This window comes from Paenibacillus rhizosphaerae, assembly GCF_014192015.1.
In the GTDB taxonomy this organism is placed as follows: domain Bacteria; phylum Bacillota; class Bacilli; order Paenibacillales; family Paenibacillaceae; genus Paenibacillus_AQ; species Paenibacillus_AQ rhizosphaerae.
Genome location: NZ_JACHXJ010000003.1, coordinates 318,152 through 333,661, shown reverse-complemented (window position 1 = coordinate 333,661; position 15,510 = coordinate 318,152). Strand labels below are relative to the sequence as shown.

Below are 15,510 nucleotides of genomic sequence, written 5' to 3'. Positions count from 1 at the left end.
CCTTTCTTTCGAGCGGGCCGCATGCATACTCCTTTTCCTCGTAAACGTATATGGGTTACGATGTTATCGATATTATCCTTGTTTATGCTCACTGCTTAACAGGTCATACAACAGGTTCGACAAAGGTGTGGGGGCCCCAGCCCGTTGTGACGCTTGTTTAAAAATGCCCACGTCCTTTAACGGAATATGGCTTTGAGTAAAGAGATGATCCATGTTCTCGGCAGCCATCTGGCCGTAACGCTTATAAATGGGGGCGTTAAACAGCGTTTGGGTCAGCATATCCATCACAGGCTTGGGATCGCCACCGTTCTTCTCGACCATGGAGAGAGCTTCCCGAATGGTGTACACGGCGGAAGTAATCATGAAGTTTCCAACCAGTTTCACCTGATTCGCTGCCCCGGCTGCTTCGCCAAAATCGAAAATATTCAACCCTCCCATAGCCTCCAAAATCGGGCGGACGCGTTCTTTAGCCTGCTGCGGCCCAGCCACGGGGATGGAGAGCTGACGCGCTGCCGCGGCCTCCGGGACTCCAAAGATGGGGGCTTCGACCAGGATGCTGCCATGCTCGGCGTGAACAGCGGCCAGCTTTTGGGATGTATCTGGCGATACCGTGCTCATTGAGATATGAATCCCCTCTTTGCCAAGCTTCTCTAAAAAGCCATCGCTCATGACGATGCTCTCCACAGACGCATCATCCCACAAAATGGTGACGACGATTCCGCCGGCGGTGACGGCCTCATCCGGTCTGGATGCCAGCCGGGCACCTTGGGCAATCAAAGGTTCGGCTTTGCTGGCTGTCCTGTTATGCACCACCAAAGGATACCCTGCATCAAGGAGATTCGTAGCCAGCGGCAGACCTAGGCTGCCAAGTCCGATAAATCCGATCGTCTCGTTTTCGTTCATCATTTTTATCCTCCTACAAAAAAAATATATACAAACATGACGTTAACGTCATGTTTGTAGCAAAAAAAATTAAAGCTGCTCGGCGTCCTTGAGCCATTGCTCAAAGCGTTCGATATTAGTCAGTAAATCGGTCCGGAATTGTTGTAACCCCTCGATCTTCCGATCCGCCTCTGATAGGTGCTGCCTCAAGATGCCGAGCACTTTCTGTTTAGGCTGTACACCACTCGGGTCCATGAAATAGAGGTCGATCACATCTCGTATTTCCTCCAGGCTGAGCCCAAGCTTCTTTAATTGGTCGATTTTGCGCAGCCGGGCAACGGTCTCTTCTGTATAGTAATGCTGCCCGTTGCCTTCACGCTCGCCTGGAGGGATCAACCCCATTTTTTCGTAATATCGAACCGTACGCTGAGTAACCCCCGCTCGTTCCGATAAATCCCCTATGCGCATGCGATCCTTCATATCTTGCCCTCCAAACATGACGTTAACGTCGTGTTTATAAAATATCACTTCTATCCGACTTTGTAAAGCGAGTACGCATATTGTCCCAGCTGCATCCCGTTTCGGTGTTAAGCAAAATGATCGCAAAGCAAACGAAAATTAGGTCACCGGCTGCCTTAAGCGGCCCTTGAAGCACCTAACCTTTCCGATCACTCCTTTTTAAAAAGAAACAGGTTCATCTTTGGACAACACAGCCACCGCATTATACAATGAGTAAATAGCATCTATCGATATTTCTACACAGAAAACAGACCACGCTTAGGGTTGGTCTTCTGGGAAAGTCAGAGTGCGGCGTCACAGCGGATGCTTTCTGATGCCGTTAGGAGAAAAGATACAGGCGAGGGGAGAGTGCAGCATGAATTCCATGCAAACGGATCCGTTTATACGAAATAGCCGGGAGGCCGAGATCGCGGCCAGGTCCGAGAGGCTTGCGGCGGTGTTTGCGGAGAGAGCCGCGGAACATGACCGGGAGGGATCCTTCCCGTTCGAAAATTTTGACGACCTGAAGGAGTCGGGTTATTTAAAGCTGACCGTACCGGCCGAATTTGGCGGCGAGGAAGCGTCGCTGTACGAAATGATTCTTGCCCAGGAACGGCTGGGAAAAGGGGACGGCTCGACGACGCTCGCGGTCGGCTGGCATGTGAGCCAGGTGCTGCAGATGCGCATCAGCCAGTCGTGGCCGCGCGAGCTGTATGCCGGCTTTTGCAAGCAAATCGTCCGGGAAGGGGCGATGATCAATCAGTTCGCCAGCGAACCGGCAACCGGCAGTCCGAGCCGGGGCGGCCGTCCGGGAACGAAAGCGGAACGTACGGAAGGAGGATGGCTGCTGACCGGCCGTAAAACCTTCAGCTCGCTCATCCCGGTGCTCGACCAGTTTACGGTCACTGCATTTGTGGAGGAAGAAGACAAGACCGGAACGTTCTTGGTGCGGAAGGGTCCGGGCGTCAGCATTGACGAAACGTGGAATACGATGGGCATGCGGGCGACCGGCAGCCACGATCTGGTGCTGGAAGAGGCATTCGTGCCGGACGGGGAACGGATCGATAGTGAGGATCCGTTAGGGGGACTGCCGTCAGGTAAAATGTCCGATCACGGCGGGGGGCTGCTGCATATCCCGGCATGTTATATCGGCATTGCCTGGGCTGCCCGGGATTTTGCGGTGCGTTACGCCGCGAATTACCGGCCAAACAGTCTGCCGGGACCGATTGCCGACCTGCCGCATATCCAGCAGAAGATCGGGGAGATGGAGTCCGAGCTGATCACCGCCCGTACGCTCATGTACAGCGTGGCGGACCGCTGGGACCGCCAGCTGGAGCTGCGGCCGGGTATGAGGCCCGATCTCGGGCTCGTCAAGACGACGGCGACGCATGCGGCCCTGCGCATCGTCGATCTGGCGATGCGGATCGTGGGCGGGGCCAGCCTGTCGCGCCAGCTTCCGCTGGAGCGGATGTACCGCGACGTGCGGGCGGGTCTGCACAACCCGCCGATGGACGACACGGTCACATCGATGCTTGCCCGCCGGGCGATCGCGGACGTATCCGGTGCTGGGGAAGGAAGCACCGGCACCACCCGGTAAGGCCAGCCCGGCTTGTAGGTATGTATGGCTCGTAGGCTTGTTGCGTAGGCTCGTAGAATGGATATAGCAAGAAAGGCAGTCGGAATAATTCCGGCTGCCTTTTTTTATCATGATTGGACATTACTCTCTCGAGTTGGGGGATAAGAGGATGAAATGGGGCCGTTTCCGCAATATACACCTACGTCTCAAGCAAGATCTCCCCGGTACGGGACAGATTATACCCTGCGATGCTCTGCAGTTCGCGGCGGAACTCCTCCGAACGCAAAATGCCCATCAGCGACTCGATCCAGGGCATATTCTCCGCCGATTTGAGCACGACCAGGTCGTAACGTTCCTCGATCAGCGGGATAAAATCCACGCCGCTTACGATCGCTGCCGCTTTTTCGATGCCAACTCCAACATCGGCCTCCCCGGCGGCTACCGTGCCGGCGACTGCAATATGGTTGGTCTGCTCCTCGCCGTAGCCCTGCAGCTGATCCCGCCGGATACCGTGCAGCCGCAGCTGTTCGTCCAGCAGAACGCGGGCACCCGATCCTTTTTCGCGGTTGACGAGCCTAAGCCCCGGACGGGAAAGATCGGCCCAGTCTTTGAGCCCGAGCGGGTTCCCTTTTTGGACATACAGGCCAGCCTTTCTCGAGAGCAGGTTGACGACCATATACGGAAAGCCGACCAAAATCCGCTTAATGTACGGCAAATTGTATTCGCCGGTATCGCCGTCGAGCAGATGGGTGCTCACGATGTCGGACTCTCCGCGGTACATCGAAATCAGGCTGTCGAGACTCCCGACATAGGCACGGAGGGGACGGATGCCGGGCGTTTGCTTTTCCATATGCTTAACGAGAATATCAAGACTGATATCCTGCCCCGTAATGACCACCGAACGGGTTCCGCCGGTTGGGACGGGTGCAGGCTGAATGGTAACCGGTTCGACCGGAGCGGGGCGGTATTCGGCCGCCTGCAGTCCTTTGGCCCTTTGCTTGTAGGCTTCCAAATCCGCGGCATCGACGCGCATCTGCTTGCCCACCCGATACGAAGGCAGCTCGCCTTTTTTGATCAGGTCGTAGACGGTGAGCTTGGATATTTTCAACAGCTTGGCGATCTCCTCGGTCGTATACGAAATGTCGCTGGACATGAGCTTCCTCCTTGTGGTTGCAGGTATCCTTGTGCGTTGTAAGTTGTATCGATCACTCTTTATAATGGCTTAGGCTGAACTCCGTGAACATAGTGTCTTCTATTGTATCACACCCGGATGTGAAAATTCTGCAAACCGTATTTACAACTTCGCGGGCCACTCGATATAATCAATTATAACTAATTATAACTAAATATAACGATAAGGGATTGGAGATTACGGATGATCAAAAGGGGTATGAAACCAAGATTTTGGCTGGTCCTCGCCGCCTTCGTTTTGATGCTGGCAGGCTGCGGATCGAATTCCGGTTCGGCTCCCGACCCGAAATCGGCCGACTTAGGAGCTGCTGCGGAAACTTCTAACGGGGAGTCTGCACAGCAGGTAGAACTGACCATCTCCGCTGCGGCCAGCATGACGGATGCGCTGCAGGAGATTCAAAAAGCGTACGAGGCGGAGCATGCCAACGTCAAACTGAATTATAACTTTGGCGCTTCGGGTGCGCTGCAGCAGCAGATCGAGCAGGGCGCACCGGCGGATCTGTTCCTGTTGGCTGCCGTGAAGAACATGAAGGCGCTGGAGGACAAGCAGCTCATCGATTCTTCGCATGAGAAAGACCTTCTCGCTAATGAGCTCGTTGCCGTGGTGAGCGCCAAAGAACCGGCCCAAGTCTCGGGCATGGAGGACCTGAAAGGTTCTGGCTTGAAAAAAATTGCCATCGGCATTCCGGAAAGTGTACCGGCAGGAAACTACGCCAAGGAAGCACTGACGAACGCCAAGCTGTGGGACACGCTCCAGTCGAAGCTGGTGCAGGCTAAGGATGTGCGGCAGGTGCTGCAGTACGTGGAAACAGGCAATGCGGATGCGGGTTTTGTGTATCAGACGGATGCATTAACCTCGGATCAGGTTAAAGTGGCATTTACTGTCGACCCGACTGCCTATACACCGGTGGTTTATCCGGTCGGAGTCGTCAAGGCGACGAAGCACAGCCAGGAAGCGGTGGATTTTTACGAGTACCTGCAAACCGATGCGGCACGGGACATTTTTAAAAAATACGGATTTTCCATACCTCAGCAGGGTTAACGGATGATGGACTGGCAGGCGTTTTGGGATCCGGTCAGACTGTCCCTGCAGGTCGCCCTGCTCTCAAGCCTGGTCGTGATCGTCCTCGGTACGGGAGCTGCTTGGTGGATGGCAAGGCATCATTTCCCGGGCAAGATCGTACTGGAGACGCTGTTTATGCTGCCGCTGGTCCTGCCGCCGACCGTGGTGGGGTTTCTGCTCCTGATGCTGCTCGGCCGCCGCAGCTGGGTGGGGCAGCTGATCGAATGGCTGTGGGATGCGCCGATTATTTTTTCATGGTGGGCCGCGGTCGTGGCGACCGTCGTCGTGGCGTTCCCGCTCGTCTATCAGACGATGAAGAACGGCTTTGCCGCCGTTGACCCGGATCTGGAAAAGGCAGCCCGGTCCGACGGGGCAGGCGAGTGGCGGGTGTTCCGCTCCATTACGCTGCCGCTCACTTATTCCTCGCTGCTGACTGCGCTCGTGCTCGGGTTCGCCCGCGCGCTCGGCGAGTTCGGCGCCACGCTCATGGTTGCCGGGAACATTCCCGGCAAGACGCAAACGGTGCCGACGGCCATTTACGTGGCGGTCGACGCCGGCAACATGCCGATGGCCTGGGCGTGGACGCTGGCGATTATCGCGATATCTTTTGTCATGCTGCTGCTGACGGGAAGAAAAGAACCGGGAGCGGAGCGGCCGCGAGCGGGCACGGGTGCAGCGAAGGAAAACCGGGGATAATGGGGAAAGTATTGGATTCGGGGGCGCTTCTGTTCATGCAGCAATAAGAATATACAGCCCCAGGCAAAACAGCATAGCCGATATCAAATCGAGAACTATTTTTCTCAGCCACCACGGAAAATGCTTATAGATCAACCCTGCAATAAAGCTCCATATCATTGCTGCGAGATTTCCTGAAATCGTATTTTGTGGTTTTTCCTAAATAAAGCGGCTTTAGAGCGAAGATAGGAGCACTTTTGCACTTACTCAGGTCGGATTGATCTTCCATACACAAAAGGCTGTCTCCACGCCAAAATGGCGGGGACAGCCTTTTGTCATATATAAACAGTGAGGTCATACCTAATCGGCAAATGTCATAACCCAGAGGCAATGCCAAGCCTACCCGGTAAATGTTCTACTCTAACCGGTTTGTTACACCTGCTCAATAATCAGCGGCACGACCTTGCCGGCATTGACGTCGATCAGCCCATGATCGGTGATTTTGAGGTATGGGCTCACCGGCAGGGAGTGCGTGGCGATCGACATGATCGGGTTGTAGTGCTTGTACCCGAGCGCTTCCATCGCCTCGCGCACCTGCTGGACCGACTCGGCGGCCAGATCGAGCGGATCCTCGGTCAGGATACCGCCGACCGGAAGGTGCATGTTGGCTTTGAGCTCGCCGTCCAGGGCGACACAGAAGCCGCCCTGCTGGCGGATGACCGTGTTGGCGGCGAGGACCATGTCCTCTACGTTGTGGCCGATCACCAGCAGGTTGTGGTTGTCGTGGGAGTAGGTCGTCGCCACGGCGCCGCGCTGGATCGTATCGCCGGCGATGAAGCCGAACGCTTTTTGGCGTCCTTTGCCGTACCGTTCGAACGTGGCGATCATGCCGCAGCCGCTCTGCTCCCACAACAGCCGGCCGCCCGCGGCCGGCACGTCCACCTGGCTCTCCTTGGTGAAGGTCGAGCCGTCCTGGATCGTCATAACCCGGCACCGGTAGATGCCGTCCTCCACGACGGCCGCCGCTTCAAAATCGGCGGCGCTCAGCTCATCCAGCTGGACGCTGTGGTAGAAGTGCTCCGGGAACCGGTAGCCGCTCGACTGCGGCTCAAAGGCCTTGGCAGCGGAGTACACTTCCGCACCGTTCTTGTACACCGATTCCAGCTTCAGCTCGGACAAATCCGAGATCAGCTGGAAGTCGGCGATTTTGCCCGGGGCGATGGAGCCCCGATCGTACATCCGCATGCGGCGGGACGGGGAGAAGGTTGCGGCGTAGATCGCCCGCTCCGGAGACATCCCCATGGCGATGGCCTTGCGGACGATCTGGTTCAGATGGCCGCGGGCACGGAACGAATCCGCCATGACGTCGTCGGTCACGAAGCAGAAATGCTCGGATACGTCGTGGCGGATCAGGTAGTCCATCACCTCCGGCGTCATCGATTTCTCCTGAATTTCAATAAACATGCCGGCGGCAATCCGCTCTTCCAGACCCTGCAGCGTCTGATGCGTATGGTCTGAGTTGACGCCGGCGTAAATGACGCGCTGCAGGTCCAGATCCAGCAGCTTCGGCACGTGGCCTTCGATCACGAGCTCAGGATAATGCGAGCGGATATGCTCCAGGATGCGGTTCGTTTTGCAGTCCGGATCGGTAATGATGTCGACGTAGTTCATGATTTCGCCGAGACAGATGACATCCCCCGTAGACAGGAGGGCATCCATGTCCTCGATTTCGATCGATCCGCCCGTCGTTTCCATCGAGGTGGACGGGACCGAACTCGGAATGGCGTAGAACATGTCCACCGGACAGTTCCGGCTCGCCTTGATCATCTCGAGAACGCCGTCGAGGCCAAACACGTTGGCCATTTCATGCGGCTCGGGCACGATCGTGGTGACGCCGTTTCGCAGCAGACCCGCCGAGAAGGATTCAGGCGTCACCATGGTGCTTTCGATGTGAAGATGGATATCGATGAAGCCGGGGACCATGTAGAGTCCCTCCGCGTTAATGACCTGCTTGGCCTGGAACGTATCTTCGCCCCTCAGGCCGATATAGAAAAACTTGCCGTCCTTGACGGCGACGTTGTTTATAGACCACTGCTTAAAGTAACTGTTGTACACCTTGGCTTGAAGAAAAAGCAAATCTGCATGCATACGTTGTTCCCCCTATGGTTATTCGACAAGAACGAGCTTATCCGATGGAAACAACAGACGGATTTCCTGCCCGTTCGCATAGGGCTGCTGCATTTCCTGGTTGACCGTAAATTCGCCCAGCGGCGTATCGACGACGTATTGGTAGCTGCGTCCAAGATACGTGCTGATTTTGACCTTGCCGGTCAGGACGTTGTCGCCGGGATGGATCTCCTGCAGTGTGCCGGCAATGAGATCGTCGGGACGGATGGCGCCCTTCATGGTGACGGGCATGCCTTCGGCCTTGGCGGCATGGAAGTGGTAGTCCCCCTTGCGCAGGGTGAAGAAGGAGCCTTCGCTGTCCCGCTCATCAAAATGAATGAAGTTGTTGAAGCCGATGAAGCGGGCGACAAATTCGGATTTCGGATACTGAAAAATGACCGACGGCTGATCCAGCTGCTCGATGATCCCTTTGTTCATGACGGCCACCCGGTCCGAAATGGAGAAGCATTCTTCCTGGTCGTGCGATACGTACACGGTCGTGATGCCGAGTTCCTGCTGAATGCGGCGGATTTCCACACGCATGTTGACCCTGAGGTTGGCGTCGAGATTGGAGAGCGGCTCGTCAAACAGGAGCAGATCCGGCTCGATGACGAGGGCCCGTGCGATGGCGACGCGCTGCTTCTGGCCGCCGGAGAGCGCCTGCGGGAATCTTTTTTCAAATCCGCCGAGGTTGACGATCTCCAGCATGTTCATAACCCGCTTCTTGATCTCGTCCTCCTTGACTTTGCGCTGGCGCAGTCCGAAGGCGACGTTGTCAAACACGGACAGGTGCGGGAACAAAGCGTAGCTCTGGAACACGAAGCCGAAATTCCGCTTGTTGATCGGCACGCGGGTATAATCCTTGCCGCTGAATTTGAAGGCTCCGTCCGTCGCTTCCAGGAAGCCGGCGATGAGCCGGAGGGTGGTCGTTTTGCCGCAGCCGCTGGGCCCCAGCAGGGAAATCAGGTGTCCTTTCTCAATGGAAAGGTTGAAGTCTTTCAAAATATATTGCTGGTCATAGGCAACCGACACATTTTCAAGTTGTAGTAAAGCCATCGTCTCACGCCTTTCGTTATTGTTTGGTGAAATAGGTTAGTCCGAGCAGCCTTTCGATGACGAACATGAACACGGCCGTGATCAGCATGAGAAGGACCGAGATGGCTGCGATGGTCGGGTCAAAATAGTTTTCGACGTAGGTCAGCATTTGGATCGGCAGCGTGCTGACCCCCGGACCGGTCATGAACAGCGAGATGTCCACGTTATTGAACGATTCGAGAAAAGCGAGCAGCACCGAAGCGATGATGCCGGATTTAATGTTCGGCAGGACGACTTTGAAAAAAGTTCCGAGCCGGCTGGATCCGAGGCTCAGTGCCGCTTCCTCGACTGCGAAATCAAAGTTGGCGAGGCTGGAGCCGATGACCCGGATAATAAACGGCAGCATAATGATCGTATGACCGATCAGCAGCGACGTATAAATGGGAAAGTGGAACGTGATGACGACGTACTTGAGCAGTGTAAAGCCCAGCACGATCCCCGGAATGAGCAGGGGGGACAGGAACACCGCGTTCAGCGTGTCTTTGCCCCGGAACGTCACCCGGTTCAAGGCGTAAGCGGCCGGAACACCAAGCAGAATCGCAATCACGTTGCCGAGCAGCGAGACGAAAATCGACGTTTTGAAGGTCGACATGAACATCTCCACGTCAAAAATATTCTGGTACCATTTCAGCGAAAAACCGGTCGGCGGAAATTTCAGCACCTGTCCCGGCTCAAAGGACGTCACCGCGATGATCAGGAGCGGCCCGAGCAGGAACAAGTAAACGATAAAGGAAAAGAGGGCGAGCCCCGGATTTTTGGTCTTCATAGTTCTACCCCTTCGGATTGAATTTGGCCGCTGCTTTATTCATCAGCCCGATGACGATGAACGTAATGATCATCATGATGGTGGCAATGGCCGAAGCCGCCTGCCAATCGTTAAGCGTAATGGCGTTCTGGTACAGGAACGTCGCGACAACGCGCTTTTTTCCGCCCAGCAGGGCAGGCGTGGTGTAAGCGGTCAGGCTGCCCACAAACACGAGAATGCTGCCGACGATCAGCCCCGGTATACTGAGCGGGATGACGATTTTACGGAAAGCCGTCAGCTTGGACGCCCCCAGGCTCTGCGCCGCCCGGACCAGATCGTGGTCGATGGACTCCAGCACCCCGACCAGCGTAATCAGAATCAAGGGAAGGAACAGATGGACCAGACCGATAATCATCGCCGTCGGCGTATAAAGAATGCTGAGCGGATCGTGAATGATGCCCAGCTTGATCAGGATGTTGTTGACCAGACCGTTTTTGCCGAGAATGATCATCCAGCTGAAGGAGCGGACGACCGAGCTCGTGAGCAGCGGGAAAATCGCCAGCGCCAGCAAAATGCCCTTTTTGCGCGGAGGCATCATGGACAAATAGTAGGCGACCGGGAACCCGATCAGGATGCACAGCAGGGTGGTCGCGACGCTGACGAGCAGGGTCGTCCCCAAAATATCAAGGAAATACGAGTCCTTGAAAAATTGCCAGTAGATGCCGAACGTGAAGCTCCCGTCCTTGAACAGCGTCGAGCCGACCGTGAGGATCAGCGGAACGATCATGAACAAGGCCAGAAACAGCAGCCCGGGTGCGAGCAGCAGGTACAAGTATCGCTTTTTCATGAATGTAATCTCCTGTTATTGGTAGGATCCACCGCGCAGCACGGCGATAAAGCGGTTCAAAAATGCTTCCGAATCGGCATCAAGGCATACGTCCAGGTTCGGCTGGCGCTGCAGTCGGTTTTGAAAATCGCACACCGTCTGCCCGTCGCACAGCTCGCTCCGGGTCTCCACATCGACGTAGAGACGCTGCGTTTGGACGAGCTCGGGCCAAATGGCAGCGCCGACCGCCAAAGGGTCGTGCATCGCGCAGGCCCGGACCCCGTTGCGCTCATAATAGCGTTCCATGTAATCCGACGTGCTCTGGCGCACGTAATCGGCGATCTCTGATTTACCGAGCGCATCGATATGCGCGCTGGTCAGCAGCGCATTGCGCGTCACGTCGAGTCCGACCAGCGTCAGGGACGGGAACCCGGCCTGGAAGACCAGGCGCGCCGCTTCGGGATCGACATGGATGTTATATTCCGCTGTCGGCGTAATGTTACCGTGCGTACGGACCGCACCGCCCATGACGACCAGTTCCTTGATATCGTGGACAAGGCCTGGATGCTTGGCGAGAGCCAGAGCGACATTCGTCAGCGGCCCGGTGGCGATCAGCGTGATTTCTCCGGGATAGCGCTTGGCCTGCTCCACGATGAAATCGGGCCCGAACGTATTTGGATCGGTCCGGTCGGTTGGCTGCATGTCCCGGAGGGCGCCGCCTAATCCGTCTTCACCGTGCACGCGGTGCTCAAACAGACGGTCCCGCAGGAGCGGCCGGGATGCCCCGGGATAGACCGAGATGGACGCCGGCGCCTTGATAAAGTCCAATATTTTGCATGTATTCCGGGTGGCAGTTTCCAACGACACGTTGCCGTTGACCGTCGAGATCCCGAGCACGTCCAGCTCGCCGCTGCGGACGGCCAGCATAATCCCGAGTGCGTCATCAATGCCGGTATCGACATCCAGGATGGCTTTCTTCACATGGATTCCCCTTTCAAAATGAAGGATGGGCCGCCTTGTATCCAGGCAGCGGTGAATAAAAAGCAGGGGCGGGCAGCCCCTGCTGAATCATAACCCCGTAAGGCTGCTTATATTTTAGAAAAAAGGGCTTGGCGTTACTTAGTCACTTCACGGTTGAAACGGTCCGTCCAGCTCTTCAGGTTCTTGTTGACGAACGCCATGTCCAGCTTTTGCAGCTTCTCAACGACGCTGGAGCCGTACGTTACAGCAGCGGCTTCCTCAGCGCTGAGGCTTACATTACGGTTGGCAGGGGAGTCGACTTTGGCTTTAGCCGCTTTTTCCTGAACTTCTTGGCTAAGCTGCCAGTTGATGAAGTCTTCGGCCAGTTCCTTGTTTTTGCTTCCTTTGACGACGTTCAGCGTATTGATGATGGCGTACGCGCCTTCCGACGGCGTTACGAATTCAACGTTCGGGTCGGCCTTCTTCAGGTCGCCGAGATACATTTGCATGATCGGTCCGGCAGCGGCTTCGCCCTGCGTGAACATGTTGATGAACTCGGACGTCTGGCTGTAGTATTTCACGACGCTCGGATTGAGCTCGGCCAGTTTGGCAAACGCCTTGTCTTCATTGAATTCCGTGCTTCCGGCCACCTTGGAAGCGGCGTCGACCATCATCGGACCGCTGGTGGACGTAATGCTCGGCATCGTCACTTTCCCTTTCAGTTCCGGCTTCCACAAGTCGGCCCAGGAGCTTACCGTCGTTCCGGCTGCTTTCTGGTCGTAAGCGATGCCCAGCTGGCCGATCGTGTAGGCCGGACCGTAATCTTCACCGTTCGGCGCTTTGGCGATATCATAGAGCGCGTCAAGGTTGCTTAGGCGGCTGCGGTCGATCTTTTCGAAGGCTCCCGCTTCAATGCCCTGCTGTGCGTAATAATCCGACAGATAGACGACATCGACGTCGGAGCTGCCCTGCAAAATTTTGCTCAGGCGGTCGGCGTTGTTGCCGGTCTCCAGGACGATTTTCACATTGTGCTCTTTTTCGAATGGGGCATAGACTTCTTTACTGTAGAAATCCTCGGCAAATCCCCAGGTCGAGACAACCAGCTTCTTCTGGCCGCCGGACGAGCCGCCGGCGCTGCTGTCTTCGCTGCCTCCGTTTCCGCATCCCGCAAGTACCAGCGCTGCCAGCGTACAAGTCATGAGTCCCTTAATCCATGGTTTCTTCACAATCGATTCACTCCTGTAATGGTTTATTTTTTATTTGTTTTTCTGCTGCAGGCCGTATGCCGGGCTTCCGCCGCCGGGAAATTTTTTCTGTGCTGTATATGAATGTTTTTCCCTTTCGGACGGTTGTTGTATCCCCCTTTTTTGAATAGACATTTGGCATGTCACAAGAAAAATCAAACAAATTCTATAAACAAAATCTATAAACTAAAAAAGAAAAGCACCCTAGATAGAAGAAATCTCTAACTAGAGCGCTTTTCAATGTAAACAAAGAATAGCGGCATCCGTTCTTGTTACGGTTCGGCCAGTCCTTAAGATAAATCAAAAGAAAAGGGCCGTATCATTCAGGTTGTGACAATATGATGTTCGTGACTGCCCACTGCGTGGCGGGATCATAATCCCGAAGGAGAACCTCGATGTTCAGTCCCAGTTCCTCTTCCAGCCGAGATTTCAGCTTCTTCTTGTAAATCATCGACATGTAAAAATCGACCTCGTATTTCAAAGCGGGAACCTCGCCCTCAAGCACAGTGGAGCGGGGAGACCGGCGGTGTCTGGCATACAAGGTAATCGCATCGGGCTGGATGCTTGTCTTCAATAAAGAAGTGCCAAAGCCAAACAGCTCCTTGGAAACTTCATTATATACCTGACTCAGCTTCTGCTTGAATTCGTTGGAATCTAAATGAACCATTGGTCACCTACAAACGGTTGATTATTTTGGTGATGAGGAGTTCAGATAGGTCTATATTATATAAAAAACGAGTTTTTTGCAAGGCCATCGTTCGGGTTTTGTCGATTTTTGATGATAAATTAATGTGATAAATGATTTGAATTGAATCCATTTACGAACTTTCCAACCGATGTCAGGTTTGATCGGCTGTTCCGAAACGGGAAATACAGTTACAAAAGCATCAATTGTCATACGGCCAGCCGCTGGAATCCCAATACAGATCGCTGATCAGCAGCTTGGGAGCGCCGTTCTCGGCTGCGCTGTAGCTGTAGGCGTTGGCGTGCGATGATGCTGATGCCTTCGATGTCCTGGCCGTGATGAAGTGAGCTGCATGCCGCGCTTGTTCAGCGAATTTTTGATTCGATGGAAAGGAGTGGTATTCTACCTGTACGCTGAAATATCCATGATTTGAAGGAGGTCATCCGATGAGAGTCATCAACAGCTCCGTATCCGCCATTCTGCTGTGTGCTGCCGTTACCGGCTGCTCTGCTGCCTCAGAAGAACAACCCGGGCAAGGAGACCCTGCTAATAAGGGTGCAGTAACGGAAGGCTCCTCAGCCGACGTTCAAGCGCTGTTCACGAGCGAAGGCGAACATCCGGAGGAAGCGATCGTACAGCTCATCGAGGAGGCGAAATCCTCGCTGGATATTGCGGTATACAGCATCAGCTACGAGCCGGTCGTGACAGCGATCATTGATGCGGCGGACCGCGGGGTTCAGGTACGGCTCATTACGGACCGGGGGCATGCCGAAGAGAAAGGGAAGCAGAAAAAAGCGCTGAAGCGGATCCGGGAAGCCGGCGTTCCGGTCAAGGTGAATGCGCATCAAGGGAAGATGCATCTGAAAATGCTGATTGCGGATCATAGCCGGGTAGAGGCCGGATCGATGAATTATTTGGAGTCCTCCGCCCGGGAAAATGACGACGTCGCGCTGATCATCAAGGACGCGGCCGTTGCAGCTAAGTTTGAGCAGGTGTTCAGCCATCTGTGGGACGATGCCTATCGTTTCACGGATTGGAGCGGGTAATATGCCAGAGCGTAAAAAACATTTTTGAAATTGCAACTTACTTTTTTACAGTTAGTATGATAGGATAACTTCATAGCTAGTTGGAAGTTTATACATACGGAGGCGAAAAGCATGACGTCCTTTACAGACCTTGTCAAAGCAAGAAGATCCGCCAATAAATTCGACCCGAGCGTAACCATCAGCCCGCAGGAGCTGGACGACATGTTCAACCTCGTCAAATTCGCGCCCTCTGCCTTCAACCTGCAGCACGCTCACTACGTTCCCGTCATCGATCCAACGAAGAAGGAGCAGGTGCATGAAGCCGCATTCAAGCAGTACAAGGTGTTAACGAGCTCGGCCGTCATCGCCGTATTGGGCGATCTTGAGGCTTACCACAATGTGGGACCAATCAACGAAGGACTGCTCAGCCTGGGCGTCATCGACCAGCGCGAATTTGAGGAGACAGTCAGCAGCGTAACAGACATGTATGAGAGCAGAGGGGACACGTTCAAACGGGATGAGGCCATCCGGAACGCCAGCTTGTCCGCGATGCTGTTCATGCTGATCGCCAAGGACCGGGGCTGGGACACCTGCCCGATGATCGGATTTGATCCGGAAGCGCTGCGGAAGGTGCTGAACATTCCTGACCGGTATGTGCCGGCCATGCTGATTACGATCGGCAAAGAGGACACGGGCAGACAGAGACCGCGCGGGTACCGGAAGCCGGTGGCGGAGTTCGTGACATACGACGGTTTTAACTGATTAAAAAAGCTGCGGCGGCCGTTCTCAACGTTATTTGGCGGTAAGTTCATGTTATTATTCATAAAGAAGTGCCGAACCAAGGCCCTCTCCGATATGCGGGAGGGCTTTTTCGTTTGC

At 54.9% G+C, this 15,510-nt stretch carries 15 protein-coding genes; 5 read left to right on the top strand and 10 right to left on the bottom strand.

Annotation, left to right across the window (positions count from 1 at the left end; genetic code table 11):
• Positions 1-72: 72 nt before the first annotated feature.
• Positions 73-906, bottom strand: a complete 834-nt coding sequence (locus FHS19_RS18160) for an NAD(P)-dependent oxidoreductase (protein WP_246426680.1) — start codon at positions 904-906, stop codon at positions 73-75.
• A gap of 66 nt (positions 907-972) precedes the next feature.
• Positions 973-1,362 carry a MerR family transcriptional regulator gene (locus FHS19_RS18155; RefSeq protein ID WP_183583273.1) on the bottom strand — a complete coding sequence of 130 codons (390 nt, stop codon included), beginning with the start codon at positions 1,360-1,362 and terminating at the stop codon, positions 973-975.
• A gap of 394 nt (positions 1,363-1,756) precedes the next feature.
• Here FHS19_RS18155 and FHS19_RS18150 point away from each other — a divergent pair, with 394 nt between their 5' ends.
• Complete coding sequence (locus FHS19_RS18150; RefSeq protein WP_183583272.1) at positions 1,757-2,977, top strand: acyl-CoA dehydrogenase family protein; 1,221 nt, start codon at positions 1,757-1,759, stop codon at positions 2,975-2,977.
• A 178-nt stretch (positions 2,978-3,155) separates the two neighbouring features.
• Here FHS19_RS18150 and FHS19_RS18145 read toward each other — a convergent pair whose 3' ends face one another.
• Positions 3,156-4,109 carry a substrate-binding domain-containing protein gene (locus FHS19_RS18145; protein ID WP_183583271.1) on the bottom strand — a complete coding sequence of 318 codons (954 nt, stop codon included), beginning with the start codon at positions 4,107-4,109 and terminating at the stop codon, positions 3,156-3,158.
• Between the two features lie 237 nt (positions 4,110-4,346).
• Here FHS19_RS18145 and modA point away from each other — a divergent pair, with 237 nt between their 5' ends.
• Complete coding sequence (gene modA / locus FHS19_RS18140) at positions 4,347-5,189, top strand: molybdate ABC transporter substrate-binding protein (protein ID WP_183583270.1); 843 nt, start codon at positions 4,347-4,349, stop codon at positions 5,187-5,189.
• Positions 5,190-5,192: 3 nt separating this feature from the next.
• Complete coding sequence (modB, locus tag FHS19_RS18135; protein ID WP_183583269.1) at positions 5,193-5,906, top strand: molybdate ABC transporter permease subunit; 714 nt, start codon at positions 5,193-5,195, stop codon at positions 5,904-5,906.
• A gap of 411 nt (positions 5,907-6,317) precedes the next feature.
• Here modB and FHS19_RS18130 read toward each other — a convergent pair whose 3' ends face one another.
• The 7 genes from FHS19_RS18130 to FHS19_RS18100 form a co-directional block, all read right to left on the bottom strand.
• Positions 6,318-8,033, bottom strand: a complete 1,716-nt coding sequence (locus FHS19_RS18130) for an adenine deaminase C-terminal domain-containing protein (protein ID WP_183583268.1) — start codon at positions 8,031-8,033, stop codon at positions 6,318-6,320.
• 18 nt (positions 8,034-8,051) lie between these two features.
• The gene (locus tag FHS19_RS18125) at positions 8,052-9,107 is read right to left on the bottom strand and encodes an ABC transporter ATP-binding protein (RefSeq protein ID WP_183583267.1); all 1,056 of its coding nucleotides are present in this window, start codon (positions 9,105-9,107) and stop codon (positions 8,052-8,054) included.
• Between the two features lie 16 nt (positions 9,108-9,123).
• Positions 9,124-9,912 (bottom strand): ABC transporter permease, encoded by a 789-nt coding sequence (locus FHS19_RS18120; protein WP_183583266.1) that lies wholly within the window; start codon positions 9,910-9,912, stop codon positions 9,124-9,126.
• 4 nt (positions 9,913-9,916) lie between these two features.
• The gene (locus FHS19_RS18115; protein WP_183583265.1) at positions 9,917-10,738 is read right to left on the bottom strand and encodes an ABC transporter permease; all 822 of its coding nucleotides are present in this window, start codon (positions 10,736-10,738) and stop codon (positions 9,917-9,919) included.
• 15 nt (positions 10,739-10,753) lie between these two features.
• Positions 10,754-11,698 carry a nucleoside hydrolase gene (locus FHS19_RS18110; protein ID WP_183583264.1) on the bottom strand — a complete coding sequence of 315 codons (945 nt, stop codon included), beginning with the start codon at positions 11,696-11,698 and terminating at the stop codon, positions 10,754-10,756.
• Positions 11,699-11,832: 134 nt separating this feature from the next.
• A complete protein-coding gene (locus FHS19_RS18105) occupies positions 11,833-12,876 on the bottom strand; it encodes an ABC transporter substrate-binding protein (protein ID WP_183583918.1) in 1,044 nt (347 codons plus the stop codon).
• 364 nt (positions 12,877-13,240) lie between these two features.
• Positions 13,241-13,588 (bottom strand): Na-translocating system protein MpsC family protein, encoded by a 348-nt coding sequence (locus FHS19_RS18100; protein WP_105441668.1) that lies wholly within the window; start codon positions 13,586-13,588, stop codon positions 13,241-13,243.
• A gap of 464 nt (positions 13,589-14,052) precedes the next feature.
• On the opposite strand from FHS19_RS18100, the gene FHS19_RS18095 reads away from it, so the two are divergent.
• Both FHS19_RS18095 and FHS19_RS18090 read left to right on the top strand, forming a co-directional pair.
• Positions 14,053-14,652, top strand: coding sequence for a phospholipase D-like domain-containing protein (locus FHS19_RS18095; RefSeq protein ID WP_183583263.1), 600 nt, complete (start codon positions 14,053-14,055; stop codon positions 14,650-14,652).
• A gap of 111 nt (positions 14,653-14,763) precedes the next feature.
• Positions 14,764-15,393 carry a nitroreductase family protein gene (locus tag FHS19_RS18090; RefSeq protein WP_116232374.1) on the top strand — a complete coding sequence of 210 codons (630 nt, stop codon included), beginning with the start codon at positions 14,764-14,766 and terminating at the stop codon, positions 15,391-15,393.
• Positions 15,394-15,510 lie beyond the last annotated feature (117 nt).